Here is a 25,556-nt window from a genome sequence, read left to right as displayed (position 1 = left end):
CGGGCAGGTTATGTCCTGCTCGATTCTTCTTTATAAATGGTAATGTATAAAGGCAAATTTCATTATGGCCTAGTATGAAATATTGCAATTGCCGAGCTACAAATAAAGTCATTTAAAGACTTATAACTAAAGGGAGGTAGGCTCCTTGATAGATGTTAATGAATTTGAATATATGAAAATTGGTTTAGCTTCCCCTGATAAGATTCGCTCTTGGTCATATGGTGAAGTAAAAAAACCAGAAACAATTAACTACCGTACATTAAAGCCAGAAAAAGATGGTCTATTCTGCGAACGCATTTTCGGACCAACAAAAGACTGGGAATGTCACTGTGGTAAATACAAACGCGTTCGATATAAAGGTGTAGTTTGTGATCGTTGTGGAGTTGAAGTAACACGTGCAAAAGTACGTCGTGAACGTCAAGGACACATCGAACTTGCAGCACCTGTATCTCATATTTGGTATTTCAAAGGAATTCCAAGTCGTATGGGTCTTCTATTAGATATGTCTCCTCGTGCATTAGAAGAAGTAATTTACTTCGCTTCTTATGTTGTGATTGAGCCAGGTCAAACTTCTTTAGGTTTCAAAGACTTACTTTCTGAGAAAGAATACCGTGCATATCGCGAAAAATTTGGTAAAGATTTTGAAGCGGCAATGGGTGCAGAAGCAATTAAACGCCTATTAGAAAAAATTGATCTTGAAGATGAAACAGCATCTTTAAAAGAAGAGCTTAAATCGGCACAGGGTCAACGTCGTACGCGTGCGATTAAACGTTTGGAAGTAATTGAATCATTCCGTAACTCAGGTAACAAACCAGAGTGGATGATTTTAGATGTACTTCCGGTAATTCCACCAGAGCTTCGTCCAATGGTGCAATTAGATGGTGGTCGTTTCGCAACTTCTGACTTAAATGACCTTTACCGTCGTGTAATTAACCGTAACAACCGTTTAAAACGTTTACTTGACCTTGGTGCTCCAAGCATCATCGTTCAAAACGAAAAACGTATGTTACAAGAAGCGGTAGATGCCCTGATCGACAATGGTCGTCGCGGTCGTCCGGTAACTGGTCCAGGTAACCGTCCTTTAAAATCACTTTCACATATGCTGAAAGGTAAACAAGGTCGTTTCCGCCAAAACTTACTTGGTAAACGTGTAGACTATTCTGGTCGTTCGGTTATCGTAGTAGGTCCAAACTTAAAAATGTACCAATGTGGTCTTCCAAAAGAAATGGCAATCGAACTATTTAAGCCTTTCGTAATGAAAGAATTAGTAGAACGTGGCCTTGCTCATAACATTAAGAGTGCAAAACGTAAAATTGAGCGTTTACACAATGAAGTTTGGGATGTTTTAGAAGATGTGATTCGTGAGCATCCGGTATTACTTAACCGTGCACCGACACTTCACCGTCTTGGTATCCAAGCGTTCGAACCTACATTAGTAGAAGGTCGTGCAATTCGTCTTCACCCATTAGTATGTACAGCTTATAACGCTGACTTCGATGGTGACCAAATGGCGGTTCACGTACCATTATCAGCAGAAGCACAAGCGGAAGCTCGATTATTAATGTTAGCTGCTCAAAATATCTTAAACCCGAAAGATGGTAAGCCAGTTGTAACACCATCTCAGGATATGGTATTAGGTAACTATTACTTAACGCTAGAGCGTGAAAATTCAGTTGGTGAAGGTTCAATTTTCAGCGATGCTAATGAAGTATTAATTGCATACCAAAATGGTCATGTACATTTACACTCACGTATCGCGGTAAAAGCAAACTCTTTCAACAACCCTACGTTTACTGAAGAACAAAATAAAATGTTCTTACTAACAACAGTAGGTAAAGTAATCTTTAATGAAATTTTACCACGCTCATTCCCGTATATTAATGAGCCGACATCTGTCAACTTAGAGCAAAAAACACCTGAAAAGTATTTCGTTGATTTAACGATTACAGAAGAGATATTAAAAGAACTTGAAGCAACTGAAGGCTATGCAGATTTATCTGAAGCAGAGAAAATCCAAGCACAACGTCGTGCTGTATTAGCGAAGCATTTCACAAATGTGCCAGTTGTAGATCCATTCCGTAAGAAGTTTTTAGGTAATGTAATTGCTGAAGTATTTAAAGAATTCCATATTACAGCAACGTCTACAATGCTTGACCGCATGAAGGACTTAGGTTTCAAATATTCTACGCGTGCTGGTATTACCGTAGGGGTATCCGATATCGTCGTATTACCTGATAAAGGTGTCATCTTAGAAGAAGCACAAGAAAAAGTAGATAAAGTAATGATGCAATTCCGTCGTGGTTTAATCACAGAAGAAGAGCGTTATGATCGTGTTATTTCAAGTTGGTCGAATGCCAAAGATATTATCCAAGGCAAGCTGATGAACTCATTACAAAAAACAAACCCAATCTTCATGATGTCTGACTCTGGTGCCCGTGGTAACGCATCGAACTTTACACAGTTAGCTGGTATGCGTGGTCTGATGGCCAACCCGGCTGGTCGTATTATCGAGTTACCGATCAAGTCTTCATTCCGTGAAGGTTTAACAGTATTAGAGTACTTCATCTCTACTCACGGTGCGCGTAAAGGTCTTGCCGATACAGCACTTAAAACAGCCGATTCGGGTTACTTAACTCGTCGTTTAGTAGACGTTGCACAAGATGTAATCGTTCGTGAAGACGACTGTGGTACAGACCGCGGATTATTAATTGGAGCTCTAATGGAAGGTAACGAATTAATTGAAGCGTTAGACGAACGTATTGTTGGTCGATATACGAAGAAAACAATTCGTCATCCAGAAACAGGCGCCGTTATTTTAGGACGTGATGGTTTAATCACTCAAGATGTTGCTCGTGTTATTATTGAGGCAAATATTGAAGAGCTTACAATCCGTTCTGCATTCACATGTAATACAAAGCATGGCGTATGTAAAAAATGTTATGGTATGAACTTAGCAACTGGTGAAGGCGTAGAAGTTGGTGAGGCAGTAGGTATTATCGCTGCTCAATCAATTGGTGAGCCGGGTACACAGTTAACGATGCGTACATTCCATACAGGTGGGGTAGCCGGTAACGATATCACACAAGGTCTTCCACGTATTCAAGAAATTTTCGAAGCACGTAATCCTAAAGGTCAATCCGTTATTTCGGAAATCTCGGGTACAGTTGTTGAAATTGAAGAAATTCGTGAAGGTCTGAAAGAAATTACTGTCCAAGGTGACGTGGAAACACGTAAATATCAAGCGCCATACAACGCACGATTAAAAGTGCAAGAAGGCGACGCGATTATCCCTGGTCAAACATTGACAGAGGGTTCTATCGATCCGAAACAATTACTAAAAGTAAAAGACGTATCGACTGTTCAAGAATATCTGTTAAAAGAAGTACAAAAAGTATACCGTATGCAAGGGGTAGAAATCGGTGACAAACATATCGAAGTAATGGTTCGTCAAATGCTTCGTAAAGTTCGTGTAATCGAAGCGGGTGATACAGACTTATTACCAGGTTCATTACTAGATATTCACCAATTCTCTGAGGCGAACGCTGAGTCTGTATTAAAAGGTAAAAACCCAGCAACTTGCCGCCCAGTCATTTTAGGTATTACAAAAGCTTCTCTAGAAACAGAATCATTCTTATCAGCTGCATCATTCCAAGAAACAACTCGTGTGTTAACGGATGCTGCAATTAAAGGTAAGCGTGATGAACTTCTAGGTCTGAAAGAAAACGTAATTATCGGTAAGCTTGTTCCAGCAGGTACCGGTATGCAACGTTACCGTCAAATCCGTATGGAGCAAGATGGTAAAGAAGAAGTAACAATTACTGAGTAACAGGCTTTCAACATATTAATTCCGGTAGAAGTTAATCCTTCTGCCGGGGTTTTTCTACAAATAACTGTCCATTTATGATGTTTGAAAAGAACAGATATTCTTTAATGATATTGGTTGACAGTGTAAGTTTGAAATGATAATATATTGAAGGTTGATAGTTAACTGTCTGTACTTTGAAGGATATGAAAATGTCCTATAATCAAGTTAAACAGGCTAGTCAAACAATCATAGGTATAAAGCAAGCAGTGAAAGCAATGCATGCTGGACAAGTAACAGCTCTTTTGTTGAAATTAATGCAGACAATTGGGTAACCGATCCGGCCATTCTTCTCGCGAAAGAAATCGGGATACCAGTTTATCTTGTTAATTCAAAAAAGGAACTTGGTAAAGCTTGCGGCATTCATGTTAGAGCTGCGGTTGTTGCGATTACTGCGATGTAGTTTTTGTGTGTATATATGCACAAAGACTTTGTTTTTACCCAAAAAATGAACCACCTGGATGTGTGGTATTGAAAAAAGGAAAAAATGAAGGGAGGACAAATCGATGCCTACAATTAACCAATTAGTACGTAAGCCTCGTCAATCTAATAGCACGAAATCAAAATCTCCAGCGTTAAACAAAGGTTATAACTCTTTCAAGAAGTCTTTAACTAACGTTAAGTCTCCACAAAAACGCGGAGTTTGTACTCGTGTTGGTACAATGACACCTCGTAAACCGAACTCGGCTTTACGTAAATATGCGCGTGTACGCTTATCTAACTTACTTGAGGTTACAGCGTATATCCCAGGTGAAGGTCACAACCTACAAGAACACAGTGTTGTACTTATCCGTGGCGGACGCGTAAAAGACTTAGCTGGAGTTCGTTACCACATCGTTCGTGGTGCACTTGATACAGCTGGTGTTAACGGTCGTTTACAATCTCGTTCTAAATACGGTACTAAACGCCCTAAAGAAAAAAAATAATTTAACTTAAAATATGTAATCACTATTTGAAAGGAGGAAAACACATGCCTCGTAAAGGTCCTGTTTCCAAACGTGACGTGTTACCAGATCCACTTTATAACTCAAAGCTAGTAACTCGTTTAATCAATAAAATGATGGTTGATGGTAAAAGAGGTACTTCTCAAAAGATTTTATACGGAGCTTTCGAATTAGTTCAAGAGCGTTCAGGTCAAAATCCTTTAGAAGTATTTGAAGCTGCACTAAACAATGTAATGCCTGTTCTTGAAGTACGCGCTCGCCGTGTTGGTGGTTCTAACTACCAAGTACCGGTTGAAGTACGTCCAGAGCGTCGTTCAACTTTAGGTTTACGCTACCTAGTTAACTATTCTCGTCTACGCGGTGAGAAAACTATGGAAGAGCGTTTAGCTAACGAAATTTTAGATGCATCTAACAACACTGGTGCTTCTGTTAAAAAACGTGAAGATATGCACAAAATGGCGGAAGCTAACAAAGCATTCGCTCACTATCGCTGGTAATATGTTTTAAGCTCTAGTTATCTAGGGCTTAAATTTTACTTATACAGTTAACCCAATATGGAAGGAGAAATTTCCTATGAAACGCGAATTCTCACTAGAGAATACTCGTAATATTGGGATCATGGCTCACATTGATGCTGGTAAAACAACAACAACAGAGCGTATCCTTTATTACACTGGTAAAATTCACAAAATCGGTGAAACACATGACGGCGGTGCACAAATGGACTGGATGGAGCAAGAGCAAGAGCGTGGTATCACAATCACATCTGCTGCTACAACAGCTCAATGGAAAGGCCACCGTGTTAACATTATCGATACTCCTGGACACGTAGACTTCACTGTAGAAGTTGAACGTTCTTTACGTGTACTTGATGGTGCTGTTACGGTACTAGATGCTCAATCTGGTGTTGAACCTCAAACAGAAACTGTATGGCGTCAAGCTACAACATACGGTGTACCACGTATCGTATATATCAATAAAATGGACAAAACGGGTGCAGACTTCTTATATTCTGTTGGTACTTTACACGATCGTTTACAAGCTAACGCTCACCCAATCCAACTACCAATCGGTGCTGAGGATCAATTCTCTGCAATTATAGACTTAGTAGAAATGAATTGTACGTTCTACGGAAATGACCTAGGTACAGATGTTACTGAAGGCGAAATTCCAGCAGAACATTTAGCGAAAGCTGAAGAATACCGTGAGAAATTAATCGACGCTGTTGCAAGTGTTGATGAAGATCTTATGGAAAAATATCTTGAAGGTGAAGAAATCACTGTTGCTGAGCTTAAAGCGGCTATCCGTAAAGCGACACTTGCAGTTGAATTCTACCCTGTATTATGCGGTACAGCATTCAAACACAAAGGTGTTCGTAAAATGCTAGACGCAGCAATGGATTATCTACCAGCACCAACAGACGTAGCAGCTATTAATGGTACATCTGTTGATGGTGATGAAGAAATCGTTCGTCATTCTGATGATAATGAGCCATTCTCAGCTCTTGCATTCAAAGTTATGACAGATCCTTTCGTAGGTAAATTAACATTCTTCCGCGTATATTCTGGTACATTAGATGCTGGTTCATACGTACAAAACTCTTCTAAAGGTAAACGTGAGCGCGTAGGTCGTATCCTACAAATGCACGCTAACTCTCGTGAAGAAATCGCGAAAGTATTCGCTGGGGATATCGCAGCAGCTGTAGGTCTTAAAGACACTACAACTGGTGATACATTATGTGACGAGAAAAACCTAGTTATTCTTGAATCAATGGACTTCCCTGAGCCAGTAATTTCACTTTCTGTAGAACCAAAATCTAAAGCTGACCAAGATAAAATGGGTCAAGCATTAGTTAAACTACAAGAAGAAGATCCAACTTTCCGTGCTCACACTGACACAGAAACTGGCCAAACAATCATCTCTGGTATGGGTGAGTTACACTTAGACATCCTAGTTGACCGTATGCGCCGTGAATTTAAAGTAGAAGCTAACGTAGGTGCTCCAATGGTATCTTACCGTGAAACATTCCGTGGCTCTGCAAAAGTTCAAGGTAAATTCACTCGTCAATCTGGTGGTCGCGGTCAATACGGTGACGTAACGATCGAGTTCTCTCCAAACGAAGAGGGTAAAGGTTTCGAATTCGAAAACGCTATCGTTGGTGGTGTTGTACCTCGTGAATACATTCCTGCTGTAGAAGCTGGTTTACGTGATTCTTTAGATCGCGGTGTAGTAGCTGGTTACCCACTTATCGACATTAAAGCAAAATTAGTATTCGGTTCTTACCATGACGTTGACTCGAATGAGATGGCGTTCAAAATTGCTGCATCTATGGCTCTTAAAGAAGCTGCGAAGAAATGTGACGCAGTTATTTTAGAACCAATGATGAAAGTTGAAGTTGTAATGCCAGAAGAGTACCTTGGTGATATTATGGGTAACATTACTGCTCGTCGCGGTCGCGTAGAGGGTATGGATGCTCGTGGTAACTCACAAGTAGTACGCGCAATGGTTCCACTATCTGAAATGTTCGGATATGCAACAACTTTACGTTCAGCAACACAAGGTCGCGGTGTATTCTCAATGGTGTTCGATCACTATGAAGAAGTACCAAAATCAATTGCTGAAGATATCATCAAAAAAAATAAAGGTGAATAATTGAAATTTCACCTTGCATGAAGTATAAATAATTTGTAAGCTATGATTGACTGATTATGATTGGGGCCCCTTTTGTAATCAGCAATCTTAGAATAAATAAAAAAACTAAAACATATCTCTGAGGAGGCAATTTCTAATGGCTAAAGAAAAATTTGACCGTTCAAAAACCCATGCTAACGTTGGTACAATCGGACACGTTGACCATGGTAAAACTACTTTAACTGCTGCAATCGCTACAGTTCTTTCTAAAAAAATGGGTGGGGAAGCTAAGTCATATGCTGACGTAGATAACGCACCAGAAGAAAAAGAGCGTGGTATTACAATCAATACATCACACGTTGAATATGAAACTGAAACTCGTCACTACGCACACGTAGACTGCCCAGGACACGCTGACTATGTTAAAAACATGATCACTGGTGCTGCACAAATGGACGGCGGTATCTTAGTAGTATCTGCTGCTGATGGCCCAATGCCACAAACTCGTGAGCACATCCTTTTATCTCGTCAAGTAGGTGTTCCTTACTTAGTAGTATTCATGAACAAATGTGATATGGTTGATGACGAAGAATTATTAGAATTAGTAGAAATGGAAATCCGTGACCTACTATCTGAATATGACTTCCCAGGCGACGATATTCCAGTAATCAAAGGTTCAGCTCTTAAAGCATTAGAAGGCGAGCCTGAGTGGGAAGAAAAAATCGTTGAGTTAATGGACGCTGTAGATTCTTACATCCCAACTCCAGAACGTCAAACTGACAAACCATTCATGATGCCAGTAGAGGACGTATTCTCTATCACTGGTCGTGGTACAGTAGCAACTGGCCGTGTTGAACGTGGTGTTGTTAAAGTCGGCGATGTAGTTGAAATCGTAGGTATTACTGAAGATGCGAAACAAACAACTGTAACAGGTGTTGAAATGTTCCGTAAATTATTAGACTATGCTGAAGCAGGAGACAACATCGGTGCATTACTACGTGGTGTAGCTCGTGAAGATATCCAACGTGGTCAAGTATTAGCTAAACCAGCTTCAATCACTCAACACACTAACTTCAAAGCTGAAGTTTATGTTTTATCAAAAGAAGAGGGTGGACGTCATACTCCATTCTTCACTAACTACCGTCCTCAGTTCTACTTCCGTACAACTGACGTAACTGGTATTTGTAACTTACCTGAAGGCGTTGAAATGGTAATGCCTGGTGACAACATCGAGATGACTGTTGAGCTTATTTCTCCAATCGCTCTTGAAGAAGGTACAAAGTTCTCTATCCGTGAGGGTGGACGTACTGTTGGTGCCGGCGTTGTTGCTACAATCCAAAAATAATATTAGCTTAAGCTAATTTAAAAACCTCTCTACTGGGACGCTAGTAGAGAGGTTTTATATTATATGTAGCCAAATTGAAGTTCTTTTGCAAAGCTACTTTAACATAGTTAATTTTAAAATACATAAAAAGGCATTTTGATTAAATTCAAAATGCCTTTTATTCGTAAGTTACATAAATATTTTTTTTAGTTTTTCTGAAAGTAGCTTGTTTAAAATACGGCTAATCGTAACGATCGCAGCAATTATGATAATAATCGACAAGCCCCATTTAAAATATTTGTTTAATTCAAGTACTAATAACCAATCGTATAGTTGGGCGATTAACCCCAGACTCACGGAATAAATGCCCACATACGTAATGAAACCAAAGATGACTTCGTTTTTAGGAAGTTCTTTTAATTGTTTACGATGATTCAACATTTTAACGACTGCAAAAACAGAAAAAAGTACAACTAATATAATGGATATTTGCAAGATGTCACCTCTAATGTATAGTTCTCATTCTATTATACGGGATATTATTAATAACTTCATGCAGAAGCATCTGTGTAATCAAATCGTTATAGTTAAAGTGCATAATGGTTATGCGAAATATGTATTTCATTTATATGCTATTATCGAATTATAATAATAGACAAGAAGAGGGGATTTCTTTTCTATGTGGATGATTGAATTTATACTTTATGAAAGTCTACATGAGGATGGGCATAATTAAAGGGAATTTGACGTTCAGCTAAGACCAAATAAAGATGTTCAAGGGGGATATTGTTCATGTCAACATATGTACAAGTGGGGAATTTACAAGTAGCATCAACTTTATATGATTTCATTAACGGTCAAGTACTGCCAGGTAGTGAGGTAGAGCAAGCTGCATTTTGGAAGGGCTTTGATCAACTAATTCATGATCTAGCACCAGAAAATCAAGCGTTATTAGCAGAACGAGATTCATTACAAGTGGCGATAAATGAATGGCATAAGGAAAATAAGGGGAATTTTGATTTTGCCGCATATAAAGTCTATTTAGAGGAAATTGGTTATTTAGAGCCGAAAGTAGAACCTTTTAAAGTGACGACTGAAAATGTAGATACAGAAATTGCATTCCAAGCGGGACCACAATTAGTTGTACCAGTAAGCAATGCACGTTATGCCATCAATGCGGCAAATGCACGTTGGGGAAGTTTATATGATGCGCTTTACGGAACAGATGTTATTACGGATGAAGACGGGGCAGAGGCTGGAAAAGGCTATAATCCAGTTCGTGGCGGCAAAGTAATCGCGTATTCGAAACAACTTTTAGATCAAGCAGCTGAATTACAAGGAGCTTCTCATAAAGATGTTGTGAAATATGCGATTGTGGATAGCTTATTGCAAGCGACATTATCAAATGGACAATCGACAGGTTTAGTTCAAGAAGAGAAATTGGTTGGCTATTTAGGGGATACGGCGGAACCAACTGCGGTATTACTTAAAAATAATGATATACATGTGGAAATTCAAATAGACCGCCTTCATCCAATTGGCAAAGATGATGCAGCGGGTGTGAAGGATGTTATTTTAGAATCAGCTATTTCGACAATTATGGACTGTGAGGATTCAATAGCTGCTGTTGATGCAGAGGATAAAGTCGAAGTGTATTCAAACTGGTTAGGTTTAATGAAAGGCGATTTAACAGCTACATTTGCAAAAGGTTCAAAAACGTTAACACGTACATTAAATCCAGATCGAGTTTATACAAGTCCAACAGGTGGAAACGTGACAATTAATGGACGTTCATTAATGTTCATACGTAATGTGGGACACTTAATGACGAATCCTGCAATTTTATATAATGATGGCCAAGAAGTGCCTGAAGGAATTATGGATGGTGTCATTACAAGTTTAATTGCAAAACATGAGTTGCTTGGTAACGGACAATACAGAAATTCGCAAACTGGTTCAGTTTACATCGTAAAACCGAAAATGCATGGCTCAAAAGAAGTTGCATTTGCTAATAAGTTATTCGGACGTGTAGAAGATATCATTGGTGTAAGTCGAAATACATTAAAAATCGGCGTAATGGATGAAGAACGCCGTACATCTCTTAACTTAAAAGCATGTATTCAAGAGGTAAAGGAACGTATTGTGTTTATTAATACAGGTTTCTTAGACCGCACTGGTGATGAAATTCATACATCGATGGAAGCGGGTCCAATGGTTCGAAAAGGCGAAATGAAAACATCAACTTGGTTAGCGGCCTATGAAAAGTCGAATGTTGTAGTTGGTTTAGATGCAGGCTTACAAGGACGCGCTCAAATTGGAAAAGGGATGTGGGCAATGCCAGATTTAATGGCAGAAATGCTGAAGCAAAAAATTGCGCATCCACAAGCAGGAGCGAATACAGCTTGGGTACCATCTCCAACAGCAGCGACGTTACATGCGATGCATTATCATGAAGTGAATGTAAAAGACATTCAGAAAGGCATCGCAACTTCAGAAGATTTACAAGATGAGATTTTACAAATTCCTCTAGCGCCATCAACAGACTGGACGCCAGAAGAAATTCAACAAGAGCTAGATAATAATGCACAAGGGATTTTAGGTTATGTTGTGCGCTGGGTAGAGCATGGTGTAGGGTGTTCGAAAGTTCCTGATATTAACGATATCGGTTTAATGGAGGACCGCGCGACGTTACGTATCTCAAGTCAACACGTAGCTAACTGGTTACATCATGGAATTTGTACAGAAGAGCAAGTGCAAGAAACGATGGAGCGCATGGCGAAAGTAGTGGACGAACAAAATGCAGATGATCCAGAATATGTTGCAATGGCGGCGAATTATGATGATTCTGTAGCGTTCCAAGCAGCTTGTGATTTAGTGTTCAAAGGATATGAGCAGCCAAGCGGTTATACAGAGCCAATTTTACACAAAAGACGTTTAGAAGCAAAAGTAAAATTTGCTCAAAAAGTAAACGCGTAGTCAAATTATACAGGGCGATTTTGATTGATTAAACTCAGTCAAAATCGCTTTTTTTTATTCAGGCATAAAATCACGTGCAAGTTCAATGAATTCCCGTACAGCAAATGGTAAGTACTTATTTTTCTTCCACGTAATACCGAGCTCTAAATGAATGACTTGTTCTTTTAAGGGGATTGTTTGAATCGTATCGTATGTAATCTTTTCAGCAATTTTTTTCGGGAGTAAAGCAATACCGAGTTTAGCTTGCACCATTTCGATAAATAAATCCTTTTGGGATGTTTCACAAACGATTGTTGGAAAATAGCCGAATTTTGAGCATTCCTCAATAATGCGATCATATAAAATGAAATCATTACGGTAAATGATAAATGCCTCGGATTGTAAATCGGCTAGTTCAATAAATTTCTGCTTCGCTAGTGAATGATCTTGATGAACGATTAAAACAAGTGGATCTTTTATAAATCGAATTGTTTCTAATTGCTCATTCGTTGAGCAAACGCTACATACTAAGCCGATATCTAGTTCCCCAGCTTCAATCCCCTGTCGAATGCGTTTTGTGCCCACTTCGGTTAATAAAATTTCAATGTATGGATATTTCTCTTTATAATAGCTAATTAACTTCGAAAAAAATTCTGCACCGACAATTGGTGGAATGCCAATTCGAATTTGTCCTTTTTTTAATTCCATTAAATCGGTTAGTTCGGAGCGTAGATTATGGAAAGACTCCAATACTTGTAAGGCATTGATTAAAACAGCATGCCCAGCGTCCGTTAATTCAAGTTGCTTGGAAGAACGATAAAATAGCGGTACACCAAGTTCAGATTCTAAATTTTGAATTGCTTTGCTTATAGAAGGCTGCGATACGTGTAGTGTAGTAGCAGCTTTCGTAAAACTTAATTGTTTTGCCACTTCAACAAAATATTCAATTTGACGAATATCCATGAATTCAAACCTCCTGTACGAACGTTTGAATTCATTATAACAAACATAATTACTAGCGGTTGTCACAGATTTTGAATTGTGCCAAGATGAAGTTATGGGAATAGTTGTAAGTTTATCGTTCGTGTATAATATAATAGCATTTAAAGGAGCTGGTAAATTTGAAGATTATGCTAATAGAAGATGACCCGTCAATTTTTGAATTAATACGTGAGCGCTTTGCACAGTGGGATATTGAAGTGGTGGGGCCTACAAATTTCCAACAAGTAATGGATACATTTGAGAAAGAACAGCCGGAGCTTGTCCTCATCGATATTCAATTACCAGCATTCGATGGCTTTCACTGGTGTCGCGAAATTCGTTTTGTATCAAAAGTGCCGATTATCTTTCTATCCTCACGTGATCACCCGATGGATATGGTGATGGCGATGCAAATGGGGGCAGATGATTTTGTGCAAAAGCCCTTTCATATGGAAGTATTGATTGCGAAAATACAGGCATTGCTACGACGAACATATACGTATCAAGAGCAAGCTCCAAATATTATCCAGTGGAATGGAGCGCAAGTAGATTATAGTCGTAGTGAAGTTAGCTTAAACGGAGAAAAAATGGCGTTAACTAAAAATGAACTTTTTATATTACGTTTTCTGTTATCTCAAACGGATAAAATCGTGTCACGTGACGAATTAATGCGTAAATTATGGGATGATGAGCGTTTTGTCAATGACAATACGCTAACGGTGAACGTAAATCGTTTACGTCAGCGATTGGAGGAAATCGGATTAGCGGAGGTCATTTTAACGAAAAAGGGACTTGGCTATATGGCGGTTACTTTATGATCTGGCTATTTTTAAAGGAGCATGCACAGTGGTTTCTGTTTTACGTTTTATCATTAATTAGTTTGAATGGTTTGCTAGTGCTAGACAGTGGGTTTTATAATGTGTCGATACTTTATTTAAATAGTGTGTATAGTGTACTTTTCTTTTTCTTTATTGGTTGGCGATTTTTAAAGGATTGGTCATATTTAAAGAGAGTGGAAAATCAAAGCTTTGAAGACTTAGATCGCATGCAGAGTCCCTATATGTCACATTTAGTTGAACGTTTTCAAAGGGAGTATGCACAGCAAACGAATGAACTCAATCAGATGAAAATTCAATTGTTAGAGGAACGAGATGATTTGCTTGCATGGGTACATGAAGTGAAAACACCTTTAACCGCAATGAAAATCATGCTTGAGCAAATGGAAGTTGGAAAGCTACAGACGCGTCTTGAACATGAATGGCTTCGTTTATACATGCTTGTTGACCAACAGCTTCATCAAACACGCCTTCAAACGATGGAACAGGATAATCGTTTAGAGCGTGTGGAATTACGCAAAGTGATTGCTAATGAAATTCGTTCATTGAAAGCTTGGTGTATGGAAAAGGGGATTGGTTTTGAAGTAGAAGAGTTGGAGCTAGAAATCGTGACGGATACGAAGTGGCTATCATTTATTTTGCGTCAAATTTTATCGAATGCAGTGAAATATAGTCATGCAAATTCGGAAGTGCATATTACTATGTCTCAGCAACAAGGGAATTGGGCATTACATATACGAGATTGTGGGATTGGAATTGCACCGGAGGATTTACCGCGTATTTTTCGGAAGTCATATACAGGATCAGTTGGCAGAGAATCCACTACTGCAACAGGGATGGGGCTTTATTTAGCGCAAAATGCTGCGACAAAGCTTGGTATAAAGCTCTTGGTAAATTCAAAAGTCGATGAAGGCTCAACTGTTACACTAGTATTTCCTAAACAAAATGAATACATGAAACTTTACGGTATGTGACGAAATTGTCATGTACCGCTTCTTTTTGTCATGCAAATCAAACGATTATTACGTATGAACCTTGTAAAATTAAGGACATAAGGAAGCAGAGGGGAGCACAATGATGAGCATTTTAATTGGACGTAAAATTAAGAAGACATATGGTAAGAAACAGATGGCCTATGAAGTATTAAAGGGCATTGACTTAGAAGTAGAAAAAGGAGAATTTGTCGGAATTATGGGTTCTTCAGGATCAGGTAAGACGACACTTTTAAATGTTCTTTGTTCCATTGACCGTGTAACAGAGGGGCTTGTAGAAATTGATGGACAGCAATTACAAAAAATGAAGGAGCATGAGTTGGCAAAATTCCGTCGAGATCAACTAGGCTTTATATTCCAAGACTATAATTTACTTGATACGTTAACGGTAAAAGAAAATATTTTGCTGCCACTATCCATTACAAAAATTCCAAAAGCTGCGGCAGAGGCACGATTTGCAGAACTTGTGAAAATATTAATGATTGAAGACATTGCAAATAAATACCCGAATGAAATTTCAGGTGGTCAAAAGCAACGAACTTCTGCGGCACGTGCTTTAATTTCTAACCCGTCAATTGTGTTTGCAGATGAACCAACTGGTGCATTGGATTCAAAATCAGCAACAGCACTACTGAGCAACTTAGTAAATATTAATGAGCAAAAAAATGTAACGATTATGATGGTGACACATGATGCAGTAGCTGCGAGTTTTTGTTCACGAGTATTGTTTTTAAAAGACGGGCAACTGTATACGGAGTTATATAAAGGTGAAAAAAGCCGCAATGACTTTTTCCAGCAAATTTTGCATACGCAAAGTGTGCTAGGTGGTGACGGTCATGAAGCTTAATCAATTAGTTTTTAAAAGTATGCTAAAAAATATAAAACATTATTATTTATACTTCTTTGCCTTAATTTTTAGTGTAACTTTGTATTTTTCATTTGTGACGTTGCAATATAATGACTCGGTTATGCAAACGGCAGCGAATAGTGGATCGGCAGCAGCTGGTTTAAAAGCAGCAACGTATATTTTGTATTTTATCGTATTATTTTTCGTGCTTTATGCAAATCATTTATTTATGAAACGTCGAAGTAAAGAAATTGGGCTGTATCAATTAATCGGGATGACGAAAGGTTTAATTATTCGTCTTGTTGCACTTGAAAACATTGTCCTGTTTGCGGGGGCAGTGCTCGTTGGTATGTTATTTGGATTTTTAAGTTCACGATTGTTTGCGATGGTATTGTTAAAAGTTCTTGAGCAAGATACGGTTGTGGCGATGACATTTAGTTTAGAAGCCGTAAAACAGACAGTGCTCCTGTTTGCGATTTTATTAGCAATTATTTTAGTACAGATGACCTTGATGATTCGCCGTGTATCGTTATTATCGCTTTTCACCGCCTCAAAACAAGCGGACGAACGTGTGAAGCGCTTTAGCCCGCTCCAAATGATGATGGGCGCTATCGGGATTGGATTGATTAGTTACGGCTATTACGCATCTACACAACTCTTTTCAGAGGATTCAGCGACTGATTTGTTTCTAAATATGTTAATTATTTTAGCTACGACAATCGGCGGCACGTTTTTTGTATTTCGTTTTTCAATCGCCTTCGTATTGAACTTAGTGCGTATGAAGAAAAACGGGCATTTATCACCTGTTGATGTCCTTGCTTTAACACCGATTATGCATCGTATGAAAGGTAATGCGAAGTCACTTACATTAATTACGGTACTGACAGCTGTATCCCTTGCGATTACAACACTATCTTATATTTCATATTATTCTGCGGACGAAAAGGCATTTTCAACATCACCAACAGATTACACATTGTATGAAGATAATGGCAAGGAATTTTTAGCTGCGCTCGATGCGGAAGGAATTGCTTATGATACAGTGGAGTTGAGTCTACAAAAGATGGAGTTTTCACTCGAACAATTAGTAGCCGAGCATATGAAAAATAATGAATTGTGGAATATGGACATGGAGATTTACGCTGTGCCCTTGTCGGATTATATAAAACGTTATCCAGGACTAGAGCTAGCAGAAAATGAGGCAATTATTACGGGATATAATAATGTCTTATCAGAGATGATTCCATTAGAAGCAGGAAATGTGATAATGAAAGCTGAGGGTCAAAGCTATCCAATCGAGGTCATAGAAGTTAAGGATGAGTATTTACTTGGTAATATCGTTGTAGGTGGTGGGCCGGTATTAATCGTAAAGGATGCATTCTTTGAAAAGTTGGCCCAGCATAAAGACATTTCGGTTTGGCATAAACAAACATCGATTTCATTACATGACAAAGGTGATTTAGCCCGTGCAGAAACGCTTTATAAAGAAACAAATGCCGATCATATTGAATTTTATATGGCAGATGAAGATGGTGAATTACAATTAAAAACGCGAAATCAAGTAAGTAAGGAAAAATCACGTACAGATTATATTAGCGTGATGGGCGTTACCATATTCACGACAGCATTTTTAGGGTTAGCATTCTTGCTAGCAACGGGTAGCATATTGTATTTCAAACAAATGACGGAAGCGGAAGAAGAACGTGAAGCTTACACTATTTTACGCAAAATTGGTTTTTCACAGCAGGAGATTTTGCGTGGTATTTATAGGAAGCAGGCGTTTAATTTCGGTTTACCGCTGGCAATTGGTTTATTGCATAGTTATTTTGCAGTTAAATCAGGTTGGTTCTTATTTGGATCAGAGCTTGTTACACCACTACTTATCACGATGGGACTTTATATCGTAATGTATATTATTTTTGCATTACTTTCTATTAGTTATTATAAAAAAGTAATTAAAGAGTCATTATAAGGATAGGGACTGTTAATTTAATATGAATTGACAGTTTCTTTATATTGACAGCAAATAAGTAAAATATTATACTTTAACACATTAGTGATTTAGCATACGAAAGTGAAGTGTAATAGATGAATGCGGTTTTAGTGGCAGTAGGAATCATGCTTATATTAAGTTTAATGCGTATTAATGTGGTGCTCTCTCTAACTGTAGGGGCCATTTTAGGAGGACTCGCAGGTGGACTGAATGTGTTAGATACAATCGATGCTTTTGTAGGTGGCTTAGGTGGAGGAGCTACGATTGCGCTTAGCTACGCCTTACTTGGAGGTTTTGCACTCGCGATTTCTCGTACAGGTATTCCAGAAGTGTTAGTAGGCCTAATTTTAAAGATTGTGCAGCGCGAAGGCGAGTCGCAAAAGAAAGGGTTAGCGAAGGCGTTAATTATTTTTGTGTTATTAGCGCTAGCGATTATGTCACAAAACGCGATCCCAGTGCATATCGCGTTTATTCCTTTAATTGTTCCGCCAATGATCAAGTTAATGAATATGTTAGAAATTGATCGTCGTTTAATCGCGACTGTTTTAACATTTGGTTTAATTATGCCGTATATGTTTTTACCATTTGGATTTGGTTTAATCTATCAAGATTTAATCGTGACACAGATGGGCTTAGCGGGTATGGATGTTGCGCTTTCCGATGTTCCTAAGGCGATGGCGATTGTTGCACTAGGGATGGTTGTCGGGCTTGTTACAGCGTTTTTTGTGTATCGTAAGCCACGTAAGTATAAAATGATTGAGGTAACGGCTGAAGATCAATTGAAAGTCGATGTGAAGCCACGCAATATTTTATTCGCTGCCATCGCATTAATCGCGTCACTAGCAGTTCAAATTCCAACAGGTTCAATGATTATCGGTTCTTTAGTAGGGATAGGTATCCTGTACATTACAGGTGCGTTGAAGGTGAAAGAAGCGGATGAAGTGCTAACAGATGGGATGCGTATGATGGCATTTGTCGGCTTCGTTATGATTGCAGCAAACGGTTTTTCAGCTGTAATTAATACAACAGGGGATGTTGAGTCACTTGTAGCAGGTGCTATGGAAATATTTGGTGGCAATGTAGCAGTTACCGTATTCGCTATGTTAGTAGTAGGACTTATCGTTACGATGGGGATCGGTTCTTCATTTGCTACAATTCCAATTATTGCAGCCATTTTTGTCCCACTTGCGATGGAGCTTGGGTTAAGTGAGTTAGCAATTATTTGTTTAATTGGTACAGCTGGGGTACTTGGAGATGCAGGATCGCCCGCTTCCGATTCCACACTAGGTCCAACAGCGGGGCTGAATGTGGATGGACAACATAATCATATTTGGGATACATGTGTTCCTACTTTCGTATTTTATAATATTCCACAAATCATTTTCGGATGGTTAGCAGTGGTTTTCTTCCTATAATAGGGGCATCACTTTCTGTATTTAGAGAGTGATGTTTTTTTATGTGAATAAGTGAAGTAATGCGCTGCTTTAGTAATTATATAAATTTGAATTCGTTTGGGTTGATTTCGAATTAATAATCTTATATACTAATAAACGGCTCAAAGAGAGCGAATGTAATAAATAAGAATAAAACATTATTAAAAAGAATTTTGCTCAACCACTTGCGAACTTCTTTTTTATTGTGTATAATGTTTAATGTTGGTCTTTGACTGCGATGAAGCGAGAGGTTGCCGACACACCCGGCCGCTTTGCCATGGCGGTGTGTAGGAGAAATTTTCGTGGAGAATGTCTAGAAAATAGGCGAGAAGGAGGGAAAGTAATGGCAAAACAAAAAATTCGTATTCGTTTAAAAGCGTATGATCACCGTATCCTTGATCAATCTGCTGAGAAAATCGTTGAAACTGCGAAACGTTCAGGTGCTGGAGTATCAGGTCCGATTCCACTACCTACTGAAAGATCTGTTTATACAATCTTACGTGCGGTTCATAAGTACAAAGATTCTCGTGAGCAATTTGAAATGCGCACACACAAACGTCTTATCGACATCGTTAACCCGACACCACAAACTGTTGATGCGTTAATGAAGCTTGATTTACCATCTGGCGTTGATATCGAAATCAAACTTTAATGGTAAAAACAAATATACAAAACTTTTTCTTAAAATTAACAGGAGGTGTGACAAATGACTAAAGGAATCTTAGGTAGAAAAATTGGTATGACTCAAGTTTTCGCTGAAAACGGTGATTTAATTCCCGTAACAGTTATCCAAGCTACTCCAAACGTAGTTTTACAAAAGAAAACTGTTGAAACTGATGGCTACGAAGCAGTTCAAATTGGTTTTGAAGACAAGCGCGTTAAGCTTTCTAACAAACCACAACAAGGACACGTAGCAAAAGCGAACACTGCTCCTAAGCGCTTCATCCGTGAGTTCCGCAACTTAGACGTAGCGGCTTACGAAGTTGGTCAAGAAGTCAAGGTTGAAATTTTCGCTGAAGGCGATGTAATCGATGTAACAGGTGTAACAAAGGGTAAAGGTTTCCAAGGTGCTATTAAGCGTCACGGACAATCTCGTGGTCCAATGTCTCACGGTTCTCGTTACCACCGTCGCGTAGGTTCTATGGGCCCAGTTGCTCCAAACCGCGTATTCAAGCAAAAGAAATTACCTGGTCAAATGGGTGCTGTTGTTGTAACAATCCAAAACCTTGAAATCATCAAGGTGGATGTTGAACGTAACCTATTATTAGTAAAAGGTAATGTCCCTGGTTCTAAAAAAGCATTAATAACAGTTAAGTCTGCTATTAAATCAAAATAATTCTCTTAAAGAAAGGAGGAAACAGGAATGACAAAAGTATCTTTACTTAGTCAAACAGGTGCTTCAGTTGGTGAAATCGAATTAAACGATGCGATTTTCGGAATCGAGCCAAACGAAGCTGTATTATTCGACGCAATCGTTGCTCAACGCGCATCTTTACGTCAAGGTAATCACAAAGTAAAAAACCGTTCAGAAGTTGCTGGTGGTGGTCGTAAGCCATGGCGTCAAAAAGGAACTGGTCGTGCACGTCAAGGTTCGATCCGCTCTCCACAATGGCGTGGCGGTGGTGTTGTATTCGGTCCTACTCCACGTAGTTACGCTTACAAATTACCGAAAAAAGTTCGTCGCTTAGCTCTTAAATCGGCTTTATCAGCTAAAGTATTAGAACAAAAATTAGTAGTTCTTGATGCATTAACTTTAGATGCACCAAAAACAAAAGATTTCAAAGCAGTACTTGCTGCATTAGAAATCAACAAAAAGGCGTTATTCGTTACTGCTGAAGTAAATGAAAACGTAGCATTATCTGCTCGTAACATCCCTGGTGTTACAGTGTTAGCGGCTGAAGGAATCAACGTATTAGACTTAGTAGGTCACGATAAAGTTGTATTCACTCAAGACGCTGTAAAAAAAGTTGAGGAGGTGCTTGGATAATGGAAGCACGTGATATCTTAAAACGTCCGGTCATTACTGAGCGTTCTTCAGAAATTATGGCAGAGAAAAAGTATACTTTCGAAGTAGACACTCGCGCTAACAAAACTCAAGTTAAACACGCAGTTGAAGAAATCTTCGGCGTTAAAGTTGAGAAAGTAAACGTTATGAACTACAAAGGTAAGTTCAAACGCGTTGGTAAATTCGGTGGCTACACTAACAAACGTCGTAAAGCGATTGTTAAATTAACTGCTGATTCAAAAGAAATCGAATTATTCGAAATCTAAACTTGATATATTGAACTTTTAAGAAGGAGGGAAAACAAATGGCGATTAAAAAGTATAAGCCAACCTCAAATGGTCGACGTAACATGACGTCACTGGACTTTGCAGAGATCACAACTAATAAACCAGAGAAATCTTTATTAGCTCCAAAAACTCGCAAAGCCGGCCGTAATAACCAAGGTAAAATTACTGTTCGTCATCACGGTGGTGGTCATAAGAAACAATACCGTGTTATCGATTTCAAACGTATTAAAGATGACATTCCAGGACGCGTTGCTACAATCGAGTACGATCCAAACCGTTCTGCAAACATCGCATTAATTAACTATGCTGATGGTGAAAAACGTTATATCCTAGCTCCGAAAGGCCTTGAAGTTGGTCAAACAATCGTTTCAGGTCCAGAATCGGACATTAAAGTAGGTAACGCGTTACCACTAATCAATATCCCAATGGGTACAACTATCCATAACATCGAAATGAAACCTGGTAAAGGTGGACAATTAGTACGTTCTGCTGGTACTTCTGCACAAGTACTTGGTCGTGAAGGTAAATATGTAATCGTTCGTTTACAATCGGGCGAAACTCGTTTAATCCTTGCTACTTGCCGCGCTACAATCGGTCAAGTAGGTAACGAACAACACGAACTAGTTAACATCGGTAAAGCCGGTCGTTCTCGTTGGTTAGGTAAGCGCCCAGCGGTACGTGGTTCTGTAATGAACCCTAACGATCACCCACACGGTGGTGGTGAAGGACGTTCTCCAATCGGACGTAAATCTCCAATGACACCATGGGGCAAACCAGCTCTTGGTTACAAAACTCGTAAAAAGAAAAATAAATCATCTAAATTTATTATTCGTGGACGTAAAAAATAATGTGGTAACCCTACGGTTCGATTCGCGGGCCGTGGTTGTATCACGGAGGGAGGTTCCAAAATGGGCCGCAGCTTAAAGAAAGGACCTTTTGTTGATGACCACCTAATGAAAAAGGTGGAAGCACAAGAGGCTTCTGAGAAAAAGCAAGTTATTAAAACTTGGTCTCGCCGTTCTACTATCTTCCCGAACTTTATCGGATTAACAATCGCTGTATACGATGGTCGTAAACACGTTCCAGTATACGTGACAGAAGATATGGTAGGTCACAAACTTGGGGAGTTCGCACCAACTCGTACTTATAAAGGTCACGGTGCAGACGATAAAAAAACAAGACGCTAATTTTGAGAGGAGGTAAATCCTAATGACACAAGCTAAAGCTATCGCTCGCACAGTTCGTATCGCTCCTCGTAAAGTACGTCTAGTAGTAGACTTAATTCGAGGCAAGCAAATTGGTGAAGCAGTTGCAATTTTACGTCATACTCCAAAAGCGGCGTCTCCAGTCGTTGAGAAAGTATTAAAATCTGCAGTTGCTAACGCTGAACACAACTATGAGTTAGATATTAACAATCTAGTTGTATCTGAAATCTTCGTTGATGAAGGTCCAACTTTAAAACGTTTCCGTCCACGTGCACAAGGTCGTGCATCGGCAATCAATAAACGTACAAGCCACATCACTATCGTGGTATCTGAGAAGAAGGAGGGGTAATCCGTGGGTCAAAAAGTACATCCAATAGGACTACGTGTTGGTATTATTCGTGACTGGGAATCAAAATGGTTCGCTGAAAAAGACTACGCTGATCTATTACACGAAGATATCAAAATTCGTAAATATATCGAAACTAAACTTAAAGATGCATCTGTATCTAAAGTAGAAATCGAACGCGCTGCAAATCGCGTGAACGTTACAATTCACACTGCGAAGCCAGGTATGGTAATCGGTAAAGGTGGTACGGAAGTAGAAAACTTACGTAAACACTTAACTGAAGTAACTGGTAAACGTGTACACATTAACATTATTGAAATTAAACGTGCTGATCTTGATGCGAAATTAGTAGCTGAAAACATCGCTCGTCAACTTGAGAACCGCGTATCATTCCGTCGTGCTCAAAAACAATCAATCCAACGCACAATTCGCGCTGGTGCAAAAGGTATTAAAACACAAGTATCTGGTCGTTTAGGTGGCGCTGACATCGCGCGTGCTGAACACTATAGTGAAGGAACTGTTCCGCTTCATACATTACGTGCTGACATCGATTATGCACATGCTGAAGCAGACACAACATACGGTAAACTAGGCGTTAAAGTTTGGATCTACCGTGGTGAAGTCCTTCCTACTAAAAAGAACTCTGTGGAAGGAGGCAAATAATATGTTATTACCAAAACGCGTAAAATATCGTCGTGAACACCGTGGTAACATGCGTGGTGAAGCGAAAGGCGGTAAAGAAGTATCTTTCGGTGAGTGGGGCTTACAAGCTACTACAGCATCATGGATTACAAACCGTCAAATCGAATCTGCCCGTATTGCAATGACACGTTACATGAAACGTGGCGGTAAAGTTTGGATTAAAATTTTCCCACACAAGCCTTATACGAAAAAGCCTCTAGAAGTCCGCATGGGTTCTGGTAAAGGTTCTCCTGAAGGTTGGGTAGCAGTAGTAAAACCAGGAAAAGTAATGTTCGAAATCGCTGGTGTATCTGAAGAGATCGCACGTGAAGCACTTCGTTTAGCATCACACAAACTTCCTGTGAAAACTAAAATTGTAAAACGTCAAGAAACTGGTGGTGAATCTAATGAAAGCTAATGAAATCCGTGACCTTGCCACTGCTGAAATTGAATTAAAAGTGAAATCACTGAAAGAAGAGCTTTTCAACCTTCGCTTCCAATTGGCGACTGGTCAATTAGAAAACACAGCTCGCATTCGTGAAGTTCGCAAAGCGATCGCACGTATGAAAACTGTGATTCGTGAAAGAGAAATCAGTGCAAATAACTGATAAAGGAGGTTTTCAAGTATGACTGAGCGTAACCAACGCAAAGTTTACACAGGCCGCGTTGTTTCAGATAAAATGGATAAAACTGTTTCTGTTTTAATCGAAACACACAAAAAGCACAAGCTTTACGGTAAACGTGTAAAGTACTCTAAAAAGTTTAAGGCTCATGATGAGCTAAACACAGCGAAAATCGGTGATATTGTACGTATCATGGAAACTCGCCCGCTATCAGCTACTAAGCGCTTCCGTTTAGTTGAAATTGTTGAAAAAGCGGTTATTATCTAATAACACATTTCGGAATAAAACTAATTTCCGAAGGGAGGTAACCTAAGTGATCCAACAAGAAAGTCGTATGAAAGTTGCTGACAACTCAGGTGCACGTGAAGTTTTAACAATTAAAGTACTTGGTGGTTCTGGACGTAAAACTGCTAACATCGGTGATATCGTTGTTTGTACAGTCAAGAAAGCAACACCAGGTGGCGTTGTCAAGAAAGGTGACATTGTTAAAGCTGTTATCGTTCGCACAAAATCAGGTGCTCGTCGTAAAGACGGTACGTACATCAAATTTGACGAAAACGCTTGCGTAATCATCAAAGATGATAAATCACCACGCGGAACTCGTATTTTCGGACCAGTCGCACGTGAATTACGTGATGGCAACTTCATGAAAATCGTTTCTCTAGCTCCAGAAGTTCTTTAATTTCATGACAGTACCAATCAAGGAGGTGCGACACATAATGCATGTTAAAAAGGGCGACAAAGTAAAAGTAATTACTGGTAAAGACAAAGGTAAAGAAGGCGTAATCTTAGCTGCTTTCCCAAAACAAGACCGTGTTCTTGTTGAAGGTGTAAACATCGTTAAGAAACACGTTAAACCTAACCAACTTAACCCACAAGGTGGAATTGTATCTCAAGAAGCTGCAATCCACGTTTCGAACGTAATGCTAATCGATCCTAAATCTGGCGAGCCGACTCGTGTAGGTTATGAGATCAAAGATGGCAAAAAAGTTCGTGTTGCAAAAAAATCAGGTGTAGTAATCGACTAATAAGTAAATTGAGAAGGGAGGTACACACATGAGCCGCCTAAAAGTAAAATATTTAAACGAAGTTTCACCTGCTCTTATGAGCAAGTTCGAATATAAATCAGTAATGCAACTACCTAAAGTTGATAAGATCGTAATCAACATGGGTGTTGGTGATGCTGTTCAAAACTCTAAAGCTCTTGATGTAGCTGTAGAAGAATTAACAATTATCACTGGTCAAAAACCAGTTGTAACGAAAGCTAAAAAATCTATCGCTGGTTTCCGTTTACGTGAAGGTCAAGCGATCGGTGCTAAAGTTACATTACGCGGTGAGCGTATGTATGAATTCCTGGATAAATTAATCTCTATCGCACTTCCACGTGTACGTGACTTCCGTGGTGTTTCTAAAAAAGCATTTGACGGTCGCGGTAACTACACACTAGGTGTTAAAGAACAATTAATTTTCCCGGAAATCGATTACGATAAAGTTTCAAAAGTACGCGGTATGGACATCGTTATCGTAACAACAGCGAATTCTGACGAAGAAGCTCGCGAGTTATTAACACAGTTCGGTATGCCGTTCCAAAAGTAATAAAACAAGGAGGGC

The 25,556-nt window shown here is 39.1% G+C and carries 28 protein-coding genes; 26 read left to right on the top strand and 2 right to left on the bottom strand.

Going from position 1 to position 25,556, the window contains the following annotated elements; genetic code table 11:
* Nucleotides 1-145 precede the first annotated feature (145 nt).
* The 6 genes from rpoC to tuf all read left to right on the top strand — a co-directional run bounded on the left by rpoC (nt 146) and on the right by tuf (nt 8,782).
* The gene (gene rpoC / locus MHI10_RS20740) at nt 146-3,826 is read left to right on the top strand and encodes a DNA-directed RNA polymerase subunit beta' (protein WP_340788855.1); all 3,681 of its coding nucleotides are present in this window, start codon (nt 146-148) and stop codon (nt 3,824-3,826) included.
* 289 nt (nt 3,827-4,115) lie between these two features.
* Nucleotides 4,116-4,265: a ribosomal L7Ae/L30e/S12e/Gadd45 family protein gene (locus MHI10_RS21460; RefSeq protein WP_445683235.1), complete on the top strand. Its 150-nt coding sequence runs from the start codon at nt 4,116-4,118 to the stop codon at nt 4,263-4,265.
* A 103-nt stretch (nt 4,266-4,368) separates the two neighbouring features.
* Entirely contained in the window at nt 4,369-4,788 is a 420-nt protein-coding gene (rpsL, locus tag MHI10_RS20730; RefSeq protein ID WP_099425604.1) for a 30S ribosomal protein S12, read from the top strand.
* Nucleotides 4,789-4,832: 44 nt separating this feature from the next.
* On the top strand, nt 4,833-5,303 hold the full coding sequence (gene rpsG / locus MHI10_RS20725) for a 30S ribosomal protein S7 (RefSeq protein ID WP_340788852.1): 471 nt from the start codon (nt 4,833-4,835) through the stop codon (nt 5,301-5,303).
* A gap of 76 nt (nt 5,304-5,379) precedes the next feature.
* A complete protein-coding gene (gene fusA / locus MHI10_RS20720; protein WP_340788850.1) occupies nt 5,380-7,458 on the top strand; it encodes an elongation factor G in 2,079 nt (692 codons plus the stop codon).
* A gap of 136 nt (nt 7,459-7,594) precedes the next feature.
* Nucleotides 7,595-8,782, top strand: coding sequence for an elongation factor Tu (gene tuf, locus MHI10_RS20715; RefSeq protein ID WP_340788848.1), 1,188 nt, complete (start codon nt 7,595-7,597; stop codon nt 8,780-8,782).
* Nucleotides 8,783-8,950: 168 nt separating this feature from the next.
* Here tuf and MHI10_RS20710 read toward each other — a convergent pair whose 3' ends face one another.
* Entirely contained in the window at nt 8,951-9,256 is a 306-nt protein-coding gene (locus MHI10_RS20710) for a hypothetical protein (protein WP_340788846.1), read from the bottom strand.
* Nucleotides 9,257-9,553: 297 nt separating this feature from the next.
* On the opposite strand from MHI10_RS20710, the gene MHI10_RS20705 reads away from it, so the two are divergent.
* The gene (locus MHI10_RS20705; RefSeq protein ID WP_340788843.1) at nt 9,554-11,737 is read left to right on the top strand and encodes a malate synthase G; all 2,184 of its coding nucleotides are present in this window, start codon (nt 9,554-9,556) and stop codon (nt 11,735-11,737) included.
* 54 nt (nt 11,738-11,791) lie between these two features.
* Here the strand turns inward: MHI10_RS20705 and MHI10_RS20700 are convergent, their stop codons facing one another.
* On the bottom strand, nt 11,792-12,679 hold the full coding sequence (locus tag MHI10_RS20700; protein ID WP_340788841.1) for a LysR family transcriptional regulator: 888 nt from the start codon (nt 12,677-12,679) through the stop codon (nt 11,792-11,794).
* Between the two features lie 158 nt (nt 12,680-12,837).
* Between MHI10_RS20700 and MHI10_RS20695 the strand changes: the two genes are divergently transcribed.
* The 19 genes from MHI10_RS20695 (at nt 12,838) to rplE (ending at nt 25,541) form a co-directional block, all read left to right on the top strand.
* Nucleotides 12,838-13,515: a response regulator transcription factor gene (locus tag MHI10_RS20695; RefSeq protein WP_340788839.1), complete on the top strand. Its 678-nt coding sequence runs from the start codon at nt 12,838-12,840 to the stop codon at nt 13,513-13,515.
* Nucleotides 13,512-14,507 carry a sensor histidine kinase gene (locus MHI10_RS20690; protein WP_340788836.1) on the top strand — a complete coding sequence of 332 codons (996 nt, stop codon included), beginning with the start codon at nt 13,512-13,514 and terminating at the stop codon, nt 14,505-14,507. Before MHI10_RS20695 ends, MHI10_RS20690 begins: the two co-directional genes overlap by 4 nt.
* 103 nt (nt 14,508-14,610) lie before the next feature.
* Nucleotides 14,611-15,372 carry an ABC transporter ATP-binding protein gene (locus tag MHI10_RS20685; protein WP_340788834.1) on the top strand — a complete coding sequence of 254 codons (762 nt, stop codon included), beginning with the start codon at nt 14,611-14,613 and terminating at the stop codon, nt 15,370-15,372.
* Nucleotides 15,362-17,344, top strand: coding sequence for an ABC transporter permease (locus MHI10_RS20680; RefSeq protein ID WP_340788832.1), 1,983 nt, complete (start codon nt 15,362-15,364; stop codon nt 17,342-17,344). Before MHI10_RS20685 ends, MHI10_RS20680 begins: the two co-directional genes overlap by 11 nt.
* A 116-nt stretch (nt 17,345-17,460) precedes the next feature.
* Entirely contained in the window at nt 17,461-18,780 is a 1,320-nt protein-coding gene (locus tag MHI10_RS20675) for a Na+/H+ antiporter family protein (protein WP_340788830.1), read from the top strand.
* Nucleotides 18,781-19,141: 361 nt separating this feature from the next.
* Entirely contained in the window at nt 19,142-19,450 is a 309-nt protein-coding gene (gene rpsJ / locus MHI10_RS20670) for a 30S ribosomal protein S10 (protein WP_008406970.1), read from the top strand.
* A 54-nt stretch (nt 19,451-19,504) separates the two neighbouring features.
* On the top strand, nt 19,505-20,134 hold the full coding sequence (rplC, locus tag MHI10_RS20665; RefSeq protein ID WP_340788828.1) for a 50S ribosomal protein L3: 630 nt from the start codon (nt 19,505-19,507) through the stop codon (nt 20,132-20,134).
* Nucleotides 20,135-20,161: 27 nt separating this feature from the next.
* On the top strand, nt 20,162-20,785 hold the full coding sequence (rplD, locus tag MHI10_RS20660) for a 50S ribosomal protein L4 (protein ID WP_340788826.1): 624 nt from the start codon (nt 20,162-20,164) through the stop codon (nt 20,783-20,785).
* Nucleotides 20,785-21,069, top strand: a complete 285-nt coding sequence (gene rplW / locus MHI10_RS20655) for a 50S ribosomal protein L23 (RefSeq protein ID WP_340788825.1) — start codon at nt 20,785-20,787, stop codon at nt 21,067-21,069. The genes rplD and rplW overlap by 1 nt, the downstream gene beginning before the upstream one ends.
* Before the next feature lie 38 nt (nt 21,070-21,107).
* Nucleotides 21,108-21,938 (top strand): 50S ribosomal protein L2, encoded by an 831-nt coding sequence (gene rplB / locus MHI10_RS20650; RefSeq protein WP_340788823.1) that lies wholly within the window; start codon nt 21,108-21,110, stop codon nt 21,936-21,938.
* Nucleotides 21,939-21,998: 60 nt separating this feature from the next.
* Nucleotides 21,999-22,277, top strand: coding sequence for a 30S ribosomal protein S19 (gene rpsS / locus MHI10_RS20645; protein ID WP_004233637.1), 279 nt, complete (start codon nt 21,999-22,001; stop codon nt 22,275-22,277).
* 22 nt (nt 22,278-22,299) lie between these two features.
* The gene (rplV, locus tag MHI10_RS20640) at nt 22,300-22,644 is read left to right on the top strand and encodes a 50S ribosomal protein L22 (protein WP_057986287.1); all 345 of its coding nucleotides are present in this window, start codon (nt 22,300-22,302) and stop codon (nt 22,642-22,644) included.
* Nucleotides 22,645-22,647: 3 nt separating this feature from the next.
* A complete protein-coding gene (gene rpsC, locus MHI10_RS20635) occupies nt 22,648-23,304 on the top strand; it encodes a 30S ribosomal protein S3 (protein ID WP_340788821.1) in 657 nt (218 codons plus the stop codon).
* Between the two features lies 1 nt (nt 23,305).
* Complete coding sequence (rplP, locus tag MHI10_RS20630) at nt 23,306-23,740, top strand: 50S ribosomal protein L16 (RefSeq protein WP_340788820.1); 435 nt, start codon at nt 23,306-23,308, stop codon at nt 23,738-23,740.
* Nucleotides 23,730-23,930 (top strand): 50S ribosomal protein L29, encoded by a 201-nt coding sequence (rpmC, locus tag MHI10_RS20625; protein ID WP_340788818.1) that lies wholly within the window; start codon nt 23,730-23,732, stop codon nt 23,928-23,930. Before rplP ends, rpmC begins: the two co-directional genes overlap by 11 nt.
* 18 nt (nt 23,931-23,948) lie before the next feature.
* Nucleotides 23,949-24,212, top strand: coding sequence for a 30S ribosomal protein S17 (gene rpsQ, locus MHI10_RS20620; protein WP_340788815.1), 264 nt, complete (start codon nt 23,949-23,951; stop codon nt 24,210-24,212).
* 46 nt (nt 24,213-24,258) lie between these two features.
* Complete coding sequence (gene rplN, locus MHI10_RS20615; protein ID WP_340788814.1) at nt 24,259-24,627, top strand: 50S ribosomal protein L14; 369 nt, start codon at nt 24,259-24,261, stop codon at nt 24,625-24,627.
* A gap of 37 nt (nt 24,628-24,664) precedes the next feature.
* Entirely contained in the window at nt 24,665-24,973 is a 309-nt protein-coding gene (rplX, locus tag MHI10_RS20610) for a 50S ribosomal protein L24 (protein WP_057986278.1), read from the top strand.
* 28 nt (nt 24,974-25,001) lie between these two features.
* A complete protein-coding gene (rplE, locus tag MHI10_RS20605; protein WP_057986277.1) occupies nt 25,002-25,541 on the top strand; it encodes a 50S ribosomal protein L5 in 540 nt (179 codons plus the stop codon).
* Nucleotides 25,542-25,556: the final 15 nt, after the last annotated feature.

It is taken from the genome of Solibacillus sp. FSL K6-1523 (assembly GCF_038005225.1).
GTDB lineage: Bacteria > Bacillota > Bacilli > Bacillales_A > Planococcaceae > Solibacillus.
Note: the sequence above shows the minus strand (reverse complement) of the source record. Positions and strands in the feature narration are given on the sequence as shown.

Excerpts from the sequence above, each read along its gene's own strand:
- rpsL (WP_099425604.1), top strand. The coding sequence starts at position 4,369 with ATGCCTACAATTAACCAATTAGTACGTAAGCCTCGTCAATCTAATAGC.
- rpsG (WP_340788852.1), top strand. The coding sequence starts at position 4,833 with ATGCCTCGTAAAGGTCCTGTTTCCAAACGTGACGTGTTACCAGATCCA.
- fusA (WP_340788850.1), top strand. The coding sequence starts at position 5,380 with ATGAAACGCGAATTCTCACTAGAGAATACTCGTAATATTGGGATCATG.
- tuf (WP_340788848.1), top strand. The coding sequence starts at position 7,595 with ATGGCTAAAGAAAAATTTGACCGTTCAAAAACCCATGCTAACGTTGGT.
- MHI10_RS20705 (WP_340788843.1), top strand. The coding sequence starts at position 9,554 with ATGTCAACATATGTACAAGTGGGGAATTTACAAGTAGCATCAACTTTA.
- MHI10_RS20700 (WP_340788841.1), bottom strand. The coding sequence starts at position 12,679 with ATGGATATTCGTCAAATTGAATATTTTGTTGAAGTGGCAAAACAATTA.
- MHI10_RS20690 (WP_340788836.1), top strand. The coding sequence starts at position 13,512 with ATGATCTGGCTATTTTTAAAGGAGCATGCACAGTGGTTTCTGTTTTAC.
- MHI10_RS20685 (WP_340788834.1), top strand. The coding sequence starts at position 14,611 with ATGAGCATTTTAATTGGACGTAAAATTAAGAAGACATATGGTAAGAAA.
- MHI10_RS20680 (WP_340788832.1), top strand. The coding sequence starts at position 15,362 with ATGAAGCTTAATCAATTAGTTTTTAAAAGTATGCTAAAAAATATAAAA.
- MHI10_RS20675 (WP_340788830.1), top strand. The coding sequence starts at position 17,461 with ATGAATGCGGTTTTAGTGGCAGTAGGAATCATGCTTATATTAAGTTTA.
- rpsJ (WP_008406970.1), top strand. The coding sequence starts at position 19,142 with ATGGCAAAACAAAAAATTCGTATTCGTTTAAAAGCGTATGATCACCGT.
- rplC (WP_340788828.1), top strand. The coding sequence starts at position 19,505 with ATGACTAAAGGAATCTTAGGTAGAAAAATTGGTATGACTCAAGTTTTC.
- rplD (WP_340788826.1), top strand. The coding sequence starts at position 20,162 with ATGACAAAAGTATCTTTACTTAGTCAAACAGGTGCTTCAGTTGGTGAA.
- rplW (WP_340788825.1), top strand. The coding sequence starts at position 20,785 with ATGGAAGCACGTGATATCTTAAAACGTCCGGTCATTACTGAGCGTTCT.
- rplB (WP_340788823.1), top strand. The coding sequence starts at position 21,108 with ATGGCGATTAAAAAGTATAAGCCAACCTCAAATGGTCGACGTAACATG.
- rpsS (WP_004233637.1), top strand. The coding sequence starts at position 21,999 with ATGGGCCGCAGCTTAAAGAAAGGACCTTTTGTTGATGACCACCTAATG.
- rplV (WP_057986287.1), top strand. The coding sequence starts at position 22,300 with ATGACACAAGCTAAAGCTATCGCTCGCACAGTTCGTATCGCTCCTCGT.
- rplP (WP_340788820.1), top strand. The coding sequence starts at position 23,306 with ATGTTATTACCAAAACGCGTAAAATATCGTCGTGAACACCGTGGTAAC.
- rpmC (WP_340788818.1), top strand. The coding sequence starts at position 23,730 with ATGAAAGCTAATGAAATCCGTGACCTTGCCACTGCTGAAATTGAATTA.
- rpsQ (WP_340788815.1), top strand. The coding sequence starts at position 23,949 with ATGACTGAGCGTAACCAACGCAAAGTTTACACAGGCCGCGTTGTTTCA.
- rplX (WP_057986278.1), top strand. The coding sequence starts at position 24,665 with ATGCATGTTAAAAAGGGCGACAAAGTAAAAGTAATTACTGGTAAAGAC.
- rplE (WP_057986277.1), top strand. The coding sequence starts at position 25,002 with ATGAGCCGCCTAAAAGTAAAATATTTAAACGAAGTTTCACCTGCTCTT.